This window comes from Methylobacterium sp. GXS13, from assembly GCF_001455965.1.
Taxonomy (GTDB): Bacteria; Pseudomonadota; Alphaproteobacteria; order Rhizobiales; family Beijerinckiaceae; genus Methylobacterium.
This window is the reverse complement of record NZ_LKKO01000069.1, coordinates 13,072-27,194: the sequence shown is the minus strand read 5'-3', so window position 1 is coordinate 27,194 and position 14,123 is coordinate 13,072. Positions and strand designations below refer to the sequence as shown.

Annotated in this window: 10 protein-coding genes; 7 read left to right on the top strand and 3 right to left on the bottom strand. The window is 70.6% G+C overall.

Going from position 1 to position 14,123, the window contains the following annotated elements:
* Nucleotides 1-337: 337 nt before the first annotated feature.
* The 3 genes from AO398_RS22390 to AO398_RS22380 form a co-directional block, all read right to left on the bottom strand.
* The gene (locus tag AO398_RS22390) at nt 338-1,033 is read right to left on the bottom strand and encodes a DUF2268 domain-containing putative Zn-dependent protease (RefSeq protein ID WP_244498860.1); all 696 of its coding nucleotides are present in this window, start codon (nt 1,031-1,033) and stop codon (nt 338-340) included.
* A gap of 15 nt (nt 1,034-1,048) precedes the next feature.
* Nucleotides 1,049-1,783 carry a hypothetical protein gene (locus AO398_RS22385; RefSeq protein ID WP_058194384.1) on the bottom strand — a complete coding sequence of 245 codons (735 nt, stop codon included), beginning with the start codon at nt 1,781-1,783 and terminating at the stop codon, nt 1,049-1,051.
* A gap of 313 nt (nt 1,784-2,096) precedes the next feature.
* The gene (locus AO398_RS22380) at nt 2,097-3,362 is read right to left on the bottom strand and encodes a glycosyltransferase family 87 protein (RefSeq protein WP_058194383.1); all 1,266 of its coding nucleotides are present in this window, start codon (nt 3,360-3,362) and stop codon (nt 2,097-2,099) included.
* Between the two features lie 144 nt (nt 3,363-3,506).
* Between AO398_RS22380 and AO398_RS22375 the strand changes: the two genes are divergently transcribed.
* The 7 genes from AO398_RS22375 to AO398_RS22345 all read left to right on the top strand — a co-directional run bounded on the left by AO398_RS22375 (nt 3,507) and on the right by AO398_RS22345 (nt 14,123).
* Entirely contained in the window at nt 3,507-4,745 is a 1,239-nt protein-coding gene (locus AO398_RS22375; RefSeq protein ID WP_058194382.1) for a glycosyltransferase, read from the top strand.
* Nucleotides 4,742-6,022 carry a glycosyltransferase family 4 protein gene (locus AO398_RS22370; protein ID WP_058194381.1) on the top strand — a complete coding sequence of 427 codons (1,281 nt, stop codon included), beginning with the start codon at nt 4,742-4,744 and terminating at the stop codon, nt 6,020-6,022. Before AO398_RS22375 ends, AO398_RS22370 begins: the two co-directional genes overlap by 4 nt.
* A complete protein-coding gene (locus tag AO398_RS29515; protein WP_244498859.1) occupies nt 6,010-8,304 on the top strand; it encodes a glycosyltransferase in 2,295 nt (764 codons plus the stop codon). The genes AO398_RS22370 and AO398_RS29515 overlap by 13 nt, the downstream gene beginning before the upstream one ends.
* Nucleotides 8,301-10,142 (top strand): ABC transporter ATP-binding protein, encoded by a 1,842-nt coding sequence (locus AO398_RS22360; protein WP_058194380.1) that lies wholly within the window; start codon nt 8,301-8,303, stop codon nt 10,140-10,142. The genes AO398_RS29515 and AO398_RS22360 overlap by 4 nt, the downstream gene beginning before the upstream one ends.
* Nucleotides 10,142-11,017, top strand: coding sequence for a hypothetical protein (locus AO398_RS22355; RefSeq protein ID WP_058194379.1), 876 nt, complete (start codon nt 10,142-10,144; stop codon nt 11,015-11,017). The genes AO398_RS22360 and AO398_RS22355 overlap by 1 nt, the downstream gene beginning before the upstream one ends.
* A 326-nt stretch (nt 11,018-11,343) precedes the next feature.
* Nucleotides 11,344-13,110, top strand: a complete 1,767-nt coding sequence (locus AO398_RS22350; RefSeq protein WP_244498858.1) for an ABC transporter substrate-binding protein — start codon at nt 11,344-11,346, stop codon at nt 13,108-13,110.
* A complete protein-coding gene (locus AO398_RS22345; RefSeq protein ID WP_058194378.1) occupies nt 13,107-14,123 on the top strand; it encodes an ABC transporter permease in 1,017 nt (338 codons plus the stop codon). Before AO398_RS22350 ends, AO398_RS22345 begins: the two co-directional genes overlap by 4 nt.

Below are 14,123 nucleotides of genomic sequence, written 5' to 3'. Positions count from 1 at the left end.
GACGCTCCGGCTCTCCCTCCCCCCCCCTTTGTGGTCCAGCAGAATGACGTATCGGCCTCGTCTTCTGACAAGCTGTTGAAAGGCAACGCGTTTCCCCTCCCCCTTGTGGGGAGGGGTCAGGGGTGGGGGTGGTGCAGGCTAGGGGGCAAAGGTACCTCCTGAACCACCCCCACCTCCAACTCCTCCCCACAAGGGGGAGGAGCGCGCGTCGTGCCGCGCCGAGGGCGTTGGTTGAACATCGTCGCCCATGCGTACGGGGGGACCTGCGCCTCATCTGGAAGCGCGTGGATCCACAAGCCTGAGCATCAAAGAGCGAATGGGATCGCGGCTTCCCATCTCAAACCTCGGCGAGCGTACGCCCCCGCGCCGCTGCCAGCACCGAGTCGGCAGGAACATTGACCCACGTGTCGCCATCGGGCGCCGCCCCCGCCGCGAGCCAATCCCCGACGATCCGGTAGCCTAGCGTGTAGCCGAGCCAGCGGGGGTGGCGCCCGCCGCGCCCGAAAAACCAGGCGCCGTGATCGTGATCCGTGCCCGCGAGCGTGGCGGAATCGGGCCGGTGGGCGGCGAGCACGGCGTCGGAGACGGCGGCTTCCCACGGCTCGGGCGGCGTGCCGAGCAGGTGCCGGACGAACTGGCCGGCCAGACCCTCGCTGACCAGGGCTTCGCCAAGTGTCGCGCCGTAGCCCGGGCCGGCCATGCGCAGGCAATGATGCACCTCGTGGACAATCGTCCGGCGGATATCGCCCGTGCGCAGGGAGGTCTCGAAGTTGGGATTGTCGGGATCCAGCGTCAGCAAGACGAGGTGCGGACTAAGCACATTTGCCGCCGTGCCGATCTCGGGGATGGCCTCGCTGGCATCGCGCACCACGCCGATATCGAGGGCCGGGACCGGCACGATACGCGCCACGGCATCCCGGGCGATTGCGATCTCCGCCGCGACGGTCTCCCGCCAAGAGCACAGATCGCCCGACGCTTCGAGCCAATGCACCTGCCAGGACACGATGTCACCCGTCTGGACCGTGTTGCTCACGCTATGCATACTGCTTCAAAGCCGCCCTAAGACCTTCGTGTGCGGCTCCTGCAAGCTCGTCCAGAGCGCGATCGCCTTCGACCAGGACGGCATGTCCCCGATGCGGATGGATTTGGGATCCTCGGCGTAGGCTTGCGCCTTCTCCAGTTCGCCCCAGGCTTTGACGAACCGGTTGACGACCGGGTCGCCGGTCTCGACGCTCAGGGCGGCCCGTCCCTGGTGCCGCTCTTTCGCGAGGGCCTGATACCGGACCTGCGCCGCGGCGCGCTTCTGCGCCCACTCCAGGGACGCCTTCTCCTCCGGGCCGGCGCCGTCCAGCACCGTGATGGTCGCCTTGGCGGCCGCCGCCGCGTCAGTCCCGCGGGGATTGGCGGCGTGGGACGCGCGCGACTCGATGGCCGCCACCTCGGATTGAGCCGCCTTCACCTCGGCCGCGGAGAACAGGCCGCCGTGATTGGTTGTGATGGCGTAGAGCGCGCGGCGGTCCAGCTTCTGAATGCGGATGGTGCCGTGCCAATCCTGGTCCGTCGTGCCGGCATCCGCCGCCTTGCCGAGCTTCCGATAGCCCGCATCCAGGGCTTTTCGGGTGTCGACGGCGACCTGGGAGAAGCTTTGTGTGTCCGCGGCGGTGGCCGACGCTGTCGATGTCGTCCGGGTACGTCGATCGAAGGTTGAGTGCGTGGCAGTCTTCGGTGCCTCCGCGTGCGGATGATAGGCGCTGCCAAGGGATTTCAGGAACGCTGAAAACACAATGATTCTCCCGCGTATGATGTTTGGCTATCAATAAACAGAGCCCGAGATAAAACCGAGAAAATCCCTATCTTCGTTTGTCTTATGTTTCGCCTCTTAAATAAATCTCGAACTGGTATGTCGAGGCGTCTGCGTCAGGACTTGTTATGATCGAGACACGACGTCGTGTCGGTGTCAAGAAAACGCCCCACCGTCATGGCGAGCGCAGCAAAGCAACCTCGGGAAACGCTACGCCCGGAGGTCGCCCGCTCCCCTGGGTTGCTTCGCTGCGCTCGCAACGATGGCGTGCGGGTTCTGGGAACGGCGCAGGCGCTCAAACCAGAGCGGAGTGCTGCCCGTCCAAAGATCCTGATGGGCGGATCCGGTCGGCGATGCAGGCCAGGGCGGCGAGGCCGAGCACCAGCCCGAATGGAACACCCGTCAGCCCGGCACCTTCGCGCAGGAGCGCGAACAGGGGCGTCGCGAGTAGGAACGCCCGCTCGTGGCGGCGCAGGCCGCCGGCGCGGTGCGCGGTGAGCACCAAGAGCAGCGTCGCCGGGACCAGTGGCACGAGGTCGTAGACCGGCAGATAGGGCGAGAGCAGCGGCGCGGCGGCGAGCAGGGCGGCGGCACGCAGGTTCGGCTCCACAGGTTTCGTCCAGGCCCGGATGGCCAGCCCCAGCGCGAGGGCGGCCACCACCGCCTGGAGCGCCCAGGCGGCGGCGATCGGGCCGCCCCAAAGGCGCACGGCCCCGAAAGCGCTGGCGTTGAGCTCGAGCCCGGCTGCAGCCTTCTGCAGGATGATCCGGTTGGTCTCGCCCAACGTACCGACGAAGCCGATCCAGGGCGCGGTACCGAACAGGGCGAGCGAGGCGAGGCACAGGGCGAGCACGGTGGCGAGGCAGGAGGTCAGGCAGACCCTGCGGCCGGTGATCAGCAGGAGCAGCGGCGCCAGGGCGGCGAAATGGGGCTTGTAGGCCAGCAGGCCGAAGCACAGGCCGGCGAGCCAGGGGCGGCGGTCCACCAGCAGCGTCCCGAAGGTCAGGAGCGCGGCGGTGAACAACCCGTTCTGGCCGTAGGAGAGCGTGCAGTACACCAGCGGATGGGCGACCGCGATCCAGGCCGCATCCCGCCGGCCGGCGGCGAACCGCATCGCCCAGGTGAAGACCGCCAGCGAGAGCGCCGTCCAGAGCAGGAAGGCGGGCTGTGGCTCCGGGATGGCGAAGGCGGCGGCGGGCATCAGGAAGACCGGCGGGTAGTGCCAGGCGAAGCGGCATTCCGGCCCGAAGGCGGCCTTCAGGTTTTCGAGATGGACGGGCAGGTCGTAGGGCTCGCCGCCGCGTCCTTCGAGGGCGGCCCGGCCGGCCACCCAGACCTGGCTGAAATCGTTGCCCAGCATGTCGCCGTACCAGTTCCGGCGCGGCTCCGGCCCGGTGCCGAACACGCCGACAACGATGGCGAGCGTGAGCGGCACCAGCACCCAGGCGGCCCGCTTGGCGAAGGCGAACAGCCGCGCATCGCTGCCGGCGAGGTCCTTGAGATCGGCCCAGAGCGCGGCCGGACGGAATCCCGACGCTTCGATCGTGATGGGCGCGGACATGGCGGCTTTCGGCGGCGATCTATCGCGTTGAGCCTAGGCGCAGCCGGTTCCGGCGCCGTTAACGTGCGGTTTGCCCAACGGCGCGGGTTGTGCGAGAGGGGCGCGGCTGCGACATTCGCGCCGTCAACGGGGGCGGCGATGACGATGCGAGCGGACGACGCCTCCCCCGCCCCGCGCGTCCTGATCTACAGCCACGATACGTTCGGGCTCGGCCACCTGAGGCGTTCGCGGGCGATCGCCAACGCGATCGTGGCATCGAACCGCGGTGCGCGGGCGATGATCATCTCCGGCTCGCCGGTGATCGACCGCTACGCCTTCGCATCGGGGGTCTACACCGTGCGGTTGCCGCCGGTGACCAAGTTCGCGGACGGCAATTATGCCAGCCTCGACAATGCCACGCCGCTCGCGCGCACGGTCGAGCAGCGCGCCGCGATCATCACCCGGACCGATGCTAGCTTCGCCCCCGACCTGATTCTGGTCGACAAGGAACCGGCCGGGTTCCAGGGCGAGCTGATGCCGGTGCTGGAAGCCGCTTCCGCCCGGGGCCCCCGCCTGGTGCTGGGCCTGCGCGACGTGCTCGACGATGCCGACCGCCTCGTGCCCGAATGGGAGCGCAAGGGCGCCGCCGAGACCATGGCGCGGTTCTACGACGAGATCTGGGTCTACGGCCTCAGCCGCATCCACGAGCCGCTCGCGGCCCTGCCGATGGAGCCCGACATGGCGGCGCGGATCGCCTTGCGGCTGATCTATACCGGCTATCTCCGCCGGGAGGTCCCGGAGATGCGCGCGGGCCGTGAGGAGCCCGCCATCGCCCGGGGGCCGTTCGTGCTGGTCACACCCGGCGGCGGCGGCGACGGCGCCGCGCTGATCGACTGGGTGATCGCCGCCTACGAGACCGATCCCGGCATTCCCCTGCCCGCGCTGATCGCGTTCGGCCCGTTCCTCGATGATGCCACCCGCGACGGCTTCACCGCTCGGATCGACCGGCTCGGGGGAAGGATCGCGGCGATCACCTTCGACAGCCAGATCGAGTTCCTGATGCGCAAGGCGGCCGGGGTCGTGGCGATGGGCGGCTACAACACCTTCTGCGAGATCCTGTCCTTCGATCTGCGGGCGATCCTGGTGCCGCGGACCGAGCCGCGCCGGGAGCAGGCGATCCGGGCGCTGGCGGCCGAGCAGCTCGGCCTCGCCCGGGTTCTGCTGGAGGCCGATGGCCGCGCCCCCGCCCGCATGGCCGCGGCGCTCCGCGCCCTGCCCAACCAGAGCGTACCGTCGCGGGTCTTGGTGCCCGGCCTGCTCGACGGGCTCGACGCGGTCGCCCGCCGGGTGCGGGTACTGGCCGGCCAAGGCAGGATCGGCATCCGCGCGCGGGCCATCTCGTGACGCATCAGCGTATCGCGGTGGTGCTGAAGGGCTATCCGCGCCTGTCCGAGACCTTCATCGCACAGGAGCTGCTGGCCCTGGAGCGGCGCGGCCTGCCCCTGGAGATCTGGTCCCTGCGCCGGCCGACCGACCGGGCCCGCCATCCGATGCACGCGGCGATCCAGGCGCCCGCCGCCTACCTGCCCGAATATCTCCGCGACGCGCCCCTGCGGGTTCTGCGCGGCCTCGGCGCCGCCCTGCGGCGGCCGCGCCTGCCGGCTTTGCTCGCCCTGTTCGCGCGCGATCTGTGGCGCGATCCCACCGCATCGCGCCTGCGCCGCCTCGGACAGGCGCTGGTGCTCGCCCGCGAGCTGGCGCCCGAGGTCAGCCATATCCACGTGCATTTCCTGCACACGCCGGCCAGCGTCGCCCGCTACGCCGCGCTGCTCACCGGGCGGCGCTGGAGCTTTTCGGCCCACGCCAAGGACATCTGGACGACGCCGGCCTGGGAGCTCTCCGAAAAGCTGCGCGATGCGGCCTGGGGGGTGACCTGCACCCGCGATGGGCTCGCCCGCCTCGAAGCCCTGGCGCCGGGCCGGACGCGGCTCGCCTATCACGGCCTCGACCTCGCCCGGTTCCCCGCCGCGCCGCCGCCGCGCGAGCCCCGGGACGGGACCGATCCGGGCGCGCCGCTGCGGCTGCTCTGCGTCGGCCGCCTGGTCGCCAAGAAGGGCCATGACGACCTAATCGACGCGCTGGCTGCCCTGCCCCCCAGCCTGCATTGGCGTCTCGACCTGATCGGCGGCGGCGAGCTGCGCGGCGTTCTGGAGGCGCGCGTTCGCGAGCGGGGCTTGTCCGAGCGAATCGCCTTCCGGGGTGCCCTGGCGCAGCCGGAGGTGGTCGCGGCGATGCGCGCGGCCGACCTGTTCGTGCTGCCGACCAAACCCGCCCCGGGGGGCGACCGGGACGGGCTGCCCAACGTGCTGATGGAGGCTGCGAGCCAGGCGCTGCCGATCCTGGCCACCGCCTTCGCGGGCACACCGGAATTCATCGCCGACGGCGAACACGGCATTCTGGTCGCCCCCGGCGACCCCCCCGCCCTCGCCGAGGCCCTGGCCCGCCTCGCCGCGGACCCGGCCCTGCGCCTGCGCCTCGGTGCGGCGGCGCGGGTGCGGCTCGTGCAGAACTTCTCCGAAGCCGCCGCCGTCACCCTGATCGCGGCGGCCTTGCGGGCTTCGGCGGGCCTTCCCCCGCCCACCGAGGCCGCGGAACCGGAGCTCACCGCGTGCGCGTCCTGATCGCGGTCACGCATCTCCTCGGGGCCGGCCATCTCACGCGCGCCGCCGCCCTGGCGCGGGCCTTCGCCGCGGCGGGACACGAGGCGCTGCTGGTCTCGGGCGGAAGGCCGGCGCCGATGGTCCGGCCGGAGGGCCTGCGCCTGGTGCAGCTGCCGTCGCTCCACGTCGTCGGCACCGATTTCTCGCGGCTGCTCGGTCCGGATGGACACCCGGCCGACGCAGCGCTGATCGCCCGGCGCCGCGCGCTTCTGCTGGACGCCCTGGCGGATTTCGCCCCCGATGCGGTGATCACCGAGCTGTTCCCCTTCGGCCGCCGCGCGCTGGCCGCCGAGTTCCTGGCCCTGGTGGATGCCGCGCAGGCGCACCGGCCGCGCCCGCTGGTCCTGGCCTCCGTGCGCGATATCCTCGTCGCCTCCGCGAAGCTCGAGCGGATCGCGCAGGCGCATGAGCGGGTGGCACGGCTCTACGACGCCGTGCTGGTCCACGGCGACCCGGCCCTGGTGCCCCTCGACGTCTCCTGGCCCCTCGATGCCGGGACCGCCCAAAAAATCCGGTACACCGGCTATGTCGATGAGGGCACGGCTGCCGTTCCGGCGGCCACGCGCAGCGGCGTGCTGGTCGCGGCCGGATCCGGGCCGGCGGGGCTCTGCCTTCTGCGGGCAGCCGCCGCGGCGGCCCGGCTGCAGCCGTCGCTCGGCTGGCGGATCCTCGCCGGGCACGGCGTGCCGGAGGACGATCTGGCGGCCCTCAGCCACGGCCTGCCCGAGGGCACGATCGCGCGGGCGCGCCCCGATTACCGAACCCTGCTCGCCGGTGCGGCCCTGTCGGTGAGCCAGTGCGGCTACAACACCGCCATCGACCTCCTGGCGACCGCGACCCAAGCGGTGCTGGTGCCGTTCGAGGCCGGCGGCGAGACCGAGCAGCGGCTGCGCGCAGAATGCCTCGCCGGACGTGGCCTCGCACGGGTTCTGCCGGAGGCGGACCTCACCGCGGCATCACTCCTGCAAGCGGTGGATGCCCAGCTCGGCGCCAAGCCGCCCGAGGGGCATGGGATCGATCTCGGCGGGGCGGCGCGGACGGTTAAAATCGTGGAGGATTTTTTTGGGGTGGGCCGGGCGGTGCCGGACGTGGCGGAGGGCCCCAGTCCCGTGCGGGAGAGGGACAGCGTGAGGGCTGCGACTTCTCCGGAAAGACCGGGTCCCTCACCCCAACCCGCTCCCGCACGGGAGAGGGGGCGCGTCGCGGGCGGCACGCAGTGGGCCCTGAGCCTTGCCGCCATGCCGGATCAAGACATCGGTGTCCAACACGCGCACTTCCCTCCCCCCTTTGCGGGGGAGGGTGGCCCCCGAAGGGGGTCGGGAGAGGGGCAGCGCGACGCTACGGGTTTCGGTTCCCGGCACGCCCTGTCCGGAGACGGCGCTCCCCTCTCCCCCCCTGCTGCGCAGGGTACCCTCCCCCGCAGAGGGGGGAGGGAGAGCGCGCATCTCAGCTTCACCGCACTACGAAAAACCCTCGACGACCTTGCCGCCTGCGGCCAGCGCGTGCCGTTCTGGTGGCGGGACGACGATGCGGTGGCGGCTTCCCCGGCCCTCGACCGGCTGATCGATCTCGCCGAGACGCATGCCGTCCCGGTCCTGTTGGCCGCCATCCCGGCCCGGATCGAGCCATCCCTTCGAGAACGGTTGGCCGCGGCAGAGAAGACCGTCCGCGTCGCCGTCCACGGCTTGGCCCATCACAACCACGCCCCACCGGGCGAGAAACCCGCTGAGTTCGGCGCGCATCGCCCGATCGACGTGCTGATGGCGGATGCCGCGGCGGGCCTGCGGATCGCCCGGGAGCGGCTGCCGGAGGCGGCGCTGCTTCCGGTCTTCGTGCCGCCGTGGAACCGGCTCGCGCCGGATCTCGCCGCCGCTCTGCCGGGGCTCGGCTATCGCGGGCTGTCCTCCGTGCCCGGGCCGGCGATCCCCGGTTTGGTCCGGCTGGACGCGACGCTGGATCCGATCGACTGGCGCGGTACCCGGTCGCTGCGCGACCCCGAAGCCTTGCTGCGGGACTTCGCCACCCGCATCGCCCGCGACCCGACGCGGCCCATCGGCCTGCTGACGCATCACCTGGCCCACGACGCCGCGCTCTGGGCTTTCGTCGCCGGCCTGCTGGAGACGTGCTGCGGACATCCGGCCGTGACATGTTTGGATCCGCGACGCCTATTCCTGGGCGTCCCAGTGGAAACCGGCGCAGCGGGATCTAATCTTTCGGTCTCCCCCGCTGCGAGGAACGGTTGAGCTCGCTTCTGTCCATCCGCGACCTGGCTGTCGCGTTCCGCACGGAGACCGGACCGTTCGAGGCGCTGCACGGACTGTCCCTCGACGTGATGCGCGGGCGCACCCTGGCGCTGGTCGGCGAATCCGGCTCGGGCAAGTCGGTGACCGCGCAGGCGATCATGGGCATCCTGCCTGTCGCCGCGTCGATCACCCGTGGAAAGATCCTGTTCCGCGACACGTCGGAACGCACCGATATCGCCCGGCTGGACACCGAGGGCTCGGCGATGCGGGCGATCCGCGGGCAGCGGATCGCGATGATCTTCCAGGAGCCGATGACCTGCCTGTCGCCGCTCCATACGATCGGCGACCAGATCGGCGAGGCCCTGCGCATCCATACCGGTGCCGACCGGCGGGAGGCCGATGCCCGCACCCAGGAGGCCCTGGCCCGGGTCGGCTTCCCGGATCCGAAGCGCGCCCTGAAGACCTATCCGTTCGAACTCTCCGGCGGCCTGCGCCAGCGCGCCATGATCGCCATGGCGCTGATCCTGAAGCCGGCCCTTCTGGTCGCCGACGAGCCGACCACGGCGCTCGATGTCACCACCCAGGCGCAGATCCTCGCCCTGCTGGCGCGGCTCCAGGACGAGACCGGCATGGCGATCCTGCTGATCACCCACGATCTCGGGGTGGTCGCCAACATCGCTCACGACGTCGCCGTGCTCTACCGCGGTCGGCTGGTCGAGGCCGGTCCCCGCGACACCGTCATGCGTGCGCCCGGCCACGCCTATCTGAAGGCGCTGCTCCACGCGGTGCCGCGGTTCGACATGGCCCCGGGCGAGCGTCTCACTCCGATCCGCCCGGCCCGCGCGGAGATCCCCCCGGTCCAGCCGCGGGAGAAGCCCGCGGGGCCGCTGCTGCGGGTCGAGAACGTCAGCAAGCGCTATACGCTCCGGTCGGGCCGCCTGTGGCAGAAACCGAAGATCGTCCAGGCCGTCTCCGAGGTGTCGCTGAGCCTGGCGGCCGGGGAGACCCTGGGGCTGGTGGGCGAATCCGGCTCCGGCAAGACCACCGTCTCGAAGATGATCATGCGGGCGCTCGAGCCGGATTCCGGGAGAATTTTGTTCGACGACGGCACCGGCCCGCGGGACGTTCACAGGCTGACGGGCGACGCCCTGTTCGCCTACCGACGCACGGTGCAGTTCGTGTTCCAGGACCCCTACGCGTCTCTGGATCCGCGCATGACCGTGCGCCAGATCCTGTCCGAGCCGATGGAGATCCACGGTATCCCCGCCGCCGAGCGGCGCGCCCGCTGCCGGGAGCTGATGGCGATGGTCGGGCTGGAGGCGAGCGGTCTCGGCCGTTACCCGCACGCCTTCTCGGGCGGACAGCGCCAGCGGATCGGCATCGCCCGGGCCCTGGCCCCGCGCCCCCGTCTATTGGTGCTGGACGAGCCGGTCTCGGCGCTCGACGTCTCGGTGCAGGCGCAGATCCTGAACCTTCTCAAGGATTTGCAAGCGGCCCTCGGCCTGTCCTACCTGATCGTCTCCCACAACCTGGCAGTGATCGATTACATGGCGGATACGATCAGCGTGATGTGCCGGGGCCGGATCGTCGAGGAAGCGCCCCGCGCCGCCCTGTTCCGCCGCCCGGTCCATCCCTACGCCCAGGCGCTGCTCGCCGCCGTGCCGGACCCGAGCCTCGACCACCCGCTGGATTTCGCCGCGATCACCGGCGACCAGAACGACCCGAGCCGCTGGGCGGCGCCCTACCGGCTCGCTGCGGACGAGGCCGGGATCATGCGGGCGATCGAGCCGGGCCACCGGGTCCGGTTCTCGACCGTGCAGGACGCGGAGGCCGCCTGATGCAGCCGCGCCCGCCCGTGCTGCTGGAACGCCTGCGCCGAAAGGTGCTGTCGCCCCTGTTCGACCGCCTCGGCTACGACCTCGTGCCCGCCGCCCCCGACTGGAGCCACCGGCCGACCTCGCCGCGGGAGGTGACCACCCTGCTCGAATCCGCAGCCGCGATCCTGGAGCAGGATCTTTCGGCCGCAGGCCTGACGCCGGAAGGTGATCTCGTGGAGAGCGTGCGGCACTTCTGGGACTTGATCCCCACCGCCCCGGTCCGCCAGCGCCGGGGCGGCAGCGGCTTCAACGGCGCGCTGCAGCTCTACGTGGCGATGCGGGCCCTGAAGCCGGATTTCGTGATCGAATCGGGCGTGTTTCGCGGGCTCACCACCTGGGTGATCCGCATGGCCCGGCCTTCCGCAAAGATTTTCTGCCACGATCCCGACCTGTCCGGCCTGCAATACCGCGACCCCCAGGCCCGCTACAGCACCGCCGATTGGTCCACAGCCGACTGGTCCGGCATCGATCCAACTCGCACAGTGGCGTTCTTCGACGATCACGTCGCCCAGGGGCGCCGGGTCGTGGAGGCCCACGCCCGCGGCCTGACGCGCTTGGTGTTCGACGACGACGCCGCCGGTCACCGGATCCACGCTCATGGCGGCCCGGCGCACCCGCCGCCCGCGATGATCACCGGCCCCGTGCACAGCCCCGAGCCGATCCGCTGGACCCGCAACGGCCGGCACTTCGAGCAGCCGGCCGACGACGCGCTGGTGCGGGAGGCGGCCGGCCTGATCGCCCGGGCGCACGCCTTCGACGATCTCCACCGGACCACGGGCTATTCGCCGGCGCGGCTGACCTATGTGGTGCTGCATCCTGCGGGGGACGGGTCGTGAGCGGGGCTGACAGGCACGACGCTTTCCCCTCTCCCCTTCTCTGTGGGGGAGGCTGGCCCCTGCGTGAGCAGGGGTCGGGAGAGGGGCACCGGCGCTCAGGACAAGGCGCGACCGCCGTCACGGGCGAAGCCCTATCCTGCACCGTCGCTCCCCTCTCTCCCCCGGCTCCGCAGGGTACCCTCCCCCGCAGAGGGGGAAGGGAAACCGGCGTCTCCCGTCGCGCCCTGATCGCCGGCGCCGGCGCCGCCGCCCTGCTCTATCGTCCGCGCAACGCGCTTGCCGACACGCCACCGGCCGACGCCCCCGCACCGCCGGAAAAACCCTTCGTGATCGACCTCGCCGCCCGGGGCCGCCGCACCGGGACCGCCGGCGGGACGATCCGCACCCTGATCGCCAAGGCCCGGGACGTCCGCTACCTGTCGGTCTACGGCTACACGCGGCTGGTCGGCTACGATGCCACGCTGCAGCTGCGGCCGGACCTGCTCGAACGGGTCGATGTCGCCGGTGGAGCCTTCACCTTCACGCTGCGCCAGGGCCATCGCTGGTCGGACGGTCACCCGTTCACCAGCGAGGATTTCCGCTACTATTGGGAGGACGTCGCCAACGAGAAGGCGCTGAGCCCCGAAGGGCCGCCGGCGTTTTTCCTGGTGGACGGCAAGCCGCCCCAGGTCGAGTTCCTCGACCCGATGACGATCCGCTACAGCTGGGACCGGCCGAACCCGATGTTCCTGCCGGCGCTCGCCGCGCCCCGGGATCCGCTGATCTACCGCCCGGCGCACTACCTCAAGACGGTCCATGCCCGCTATCTCGGCAAGGAAGCGGCCGACGCGAAGGCCAAGGCACTCAAGCTGCGCGGCTGGGCGGCCCTGCACAACCGCCTCGACGACAATTACGAGCTGAACAATCCCGATTGCCCGACCCTTCAGGGCTGGGTGCCGAAGACCCGCTCGCCGGCGACACGCTTCCGGTTCGAGCGCAACCGCAGCTATCACCGGGTCGACACCGCCGGGACCCAGCTGCCCTACGTCGACACGATCGTGATGGATGTCGCTTCCCAGGGGCTGCTGGTCGCCAAGACCAATGCCGGCGAGGCCGACCTGATGTTCCGCGGCCTGTCGATGCCCGACATTCCGAGCCTCAAGGAGGGCGAGAAGGCGCATCGCTACCGCACCAACCTGTGGCCGGTGGCACGGGGCTCCGAGATCGCCCTCTATCCGAACCTCACCACCCGGGATCCCGGCTGGCGGGCGCTGAACCGGGACGTGCGCTACCGCCAGGCCCTGTCGCTGGCCATCGATCGACGCACGCTCAACAACACGCTGTTGTTCGGCCTCGGCGTTGAAGGCAACGACACGATCGTCTCCGACAGCCCGCTCTTCTCGCCGGAACTGCGCACGCTGCATGCGGGCTACGACCCGGCCCAGGCGACGCGCCTCCTCGACGCGGTGGGGCTGACCGGGCGCGACGGCTCCGGCATCCGCCTGATGCCGGACGGACGTCCGATGGAGCTGGTGGTCGACAGCGACGGCGAGGCCGAGATGGTGCTCGACGCGCTGCTGCTCATCACCGAGTTCTGGCGCGAGATCGGCATCCGCCTCGTCACCAAGCCGCAGGAACGGACGAACCTCCATCGCCGCTCGGTGGCCGGCATGACCGTGATGGTCGCCGCCCAAGGCCTCGACCTCGCGGTGCCGACCGCGATCATGCCGCCGACCGAGCTGAGCCCGGCCCAGCCCGAGCATTATGCGTGGCCACTCTGGAGCGCCCATGTCGAGAGCCGCGGCAAGTCCGGGGAGGCCTGCGACGTCCCGGAGGTGCAGCATCTCCTCGAACTCGACCGGCAATGGCGCCATACCGACGATGCCGAGAAACAAGCTGCGATCTGGCGCGAGATGCTGATGAACCACGCGCAGAATACCTGGGTGATCGGCACGGTGGCAGGTGCGCTCCAGCCGGTGGTCGGGGCCGACCGGCTGGTCAACCTGCCCGCGCGCGCCCTGTATTCCTGGGATCCCACCGCGCTCATCGGCGTGCAGCGCCTCGACGAGGTGTTCTGGGACAAGGCCGCCGACGCGCGCGCGGAGGCCCGGTGATCGTCGCGATCCTCCGCCGCGTCGTCACCATGGCGCTGACGCTCCTCGTCATCTCGGCGCTGGTGTTCTTCATCATCAAGCTGCCGCCGGGCGATTACCTCACCAACCGGATCATGGAGCTGCGCGCCACCGGCGAGGCGGGCTCCGTGGCCAAGGCCGAATTGCTGATCCGCCAATACGGCCTCGACCGGCCGGTCTGGCAGCAATACCTGATGTGGATCGGCCTGATGCCCGGCCCGGTCGGGTTCTCGGGGTTGCTTCAGGGCGATTGGGGCTGGTCGTTCGAGTACGACAAGCCGGTGGCCGATGTCGTCGGCGATGCCCTGTGGCTGACGCTGCTGATCAACCTGACCGCGGTGGTGTTCGTCCACGTGGTGGCGATCCCGGCGGCGATCTATTCGGCGACCCACCGGCACACGTTCGGCGACGCGGTGGTGACTCTGCTCGGCTATGTCGGCCTCGCCGTGCCCGGCTTCCTGCTGGCGCTGATTTTGTTGTTCTACGCCAACCGCTGGTTCGACCTGTCGATCGGCGGCCTCTACGATTCGGCGCTGACCAACCAGCCCTGGGAGTGGCCCAAGATCCGCTCGCTCCTGGCGCATCTCGTGGTGCCGACCCTGGTGATCGGGCTGGGCGGCACCGCCGCCATGATCCGGCGGATGCGGGCGAATCTCCTCGACGAGCTGGCGAAGCCCTACACGGTCACGGCCCGCGCCAAGGGCCTGCCGCCGATGCGGGCGCTGCTCAAATACCCATTCCGGATGTCGCTGAACCCGTTCGTGGCCGATATCGGCAACCTGCTGCCCCACCTCGTCTCGGGCTCGGTGCTGGTCTCCCTGGTGCTGAGCCTGCCGACCGTGGGGCCGCTGCTGCTCGACGCCCTGCGCAGCCAGGACCAGTTCATGGCCGGGTTCATCCTGATGTTCGTCGCGGGCCTCACGCTGGTCGGCATGCTGATCTCCGACCTCATCCTGGTCTGGCTCGATCCGCGCATCCGCATGGGCGCGCGATGA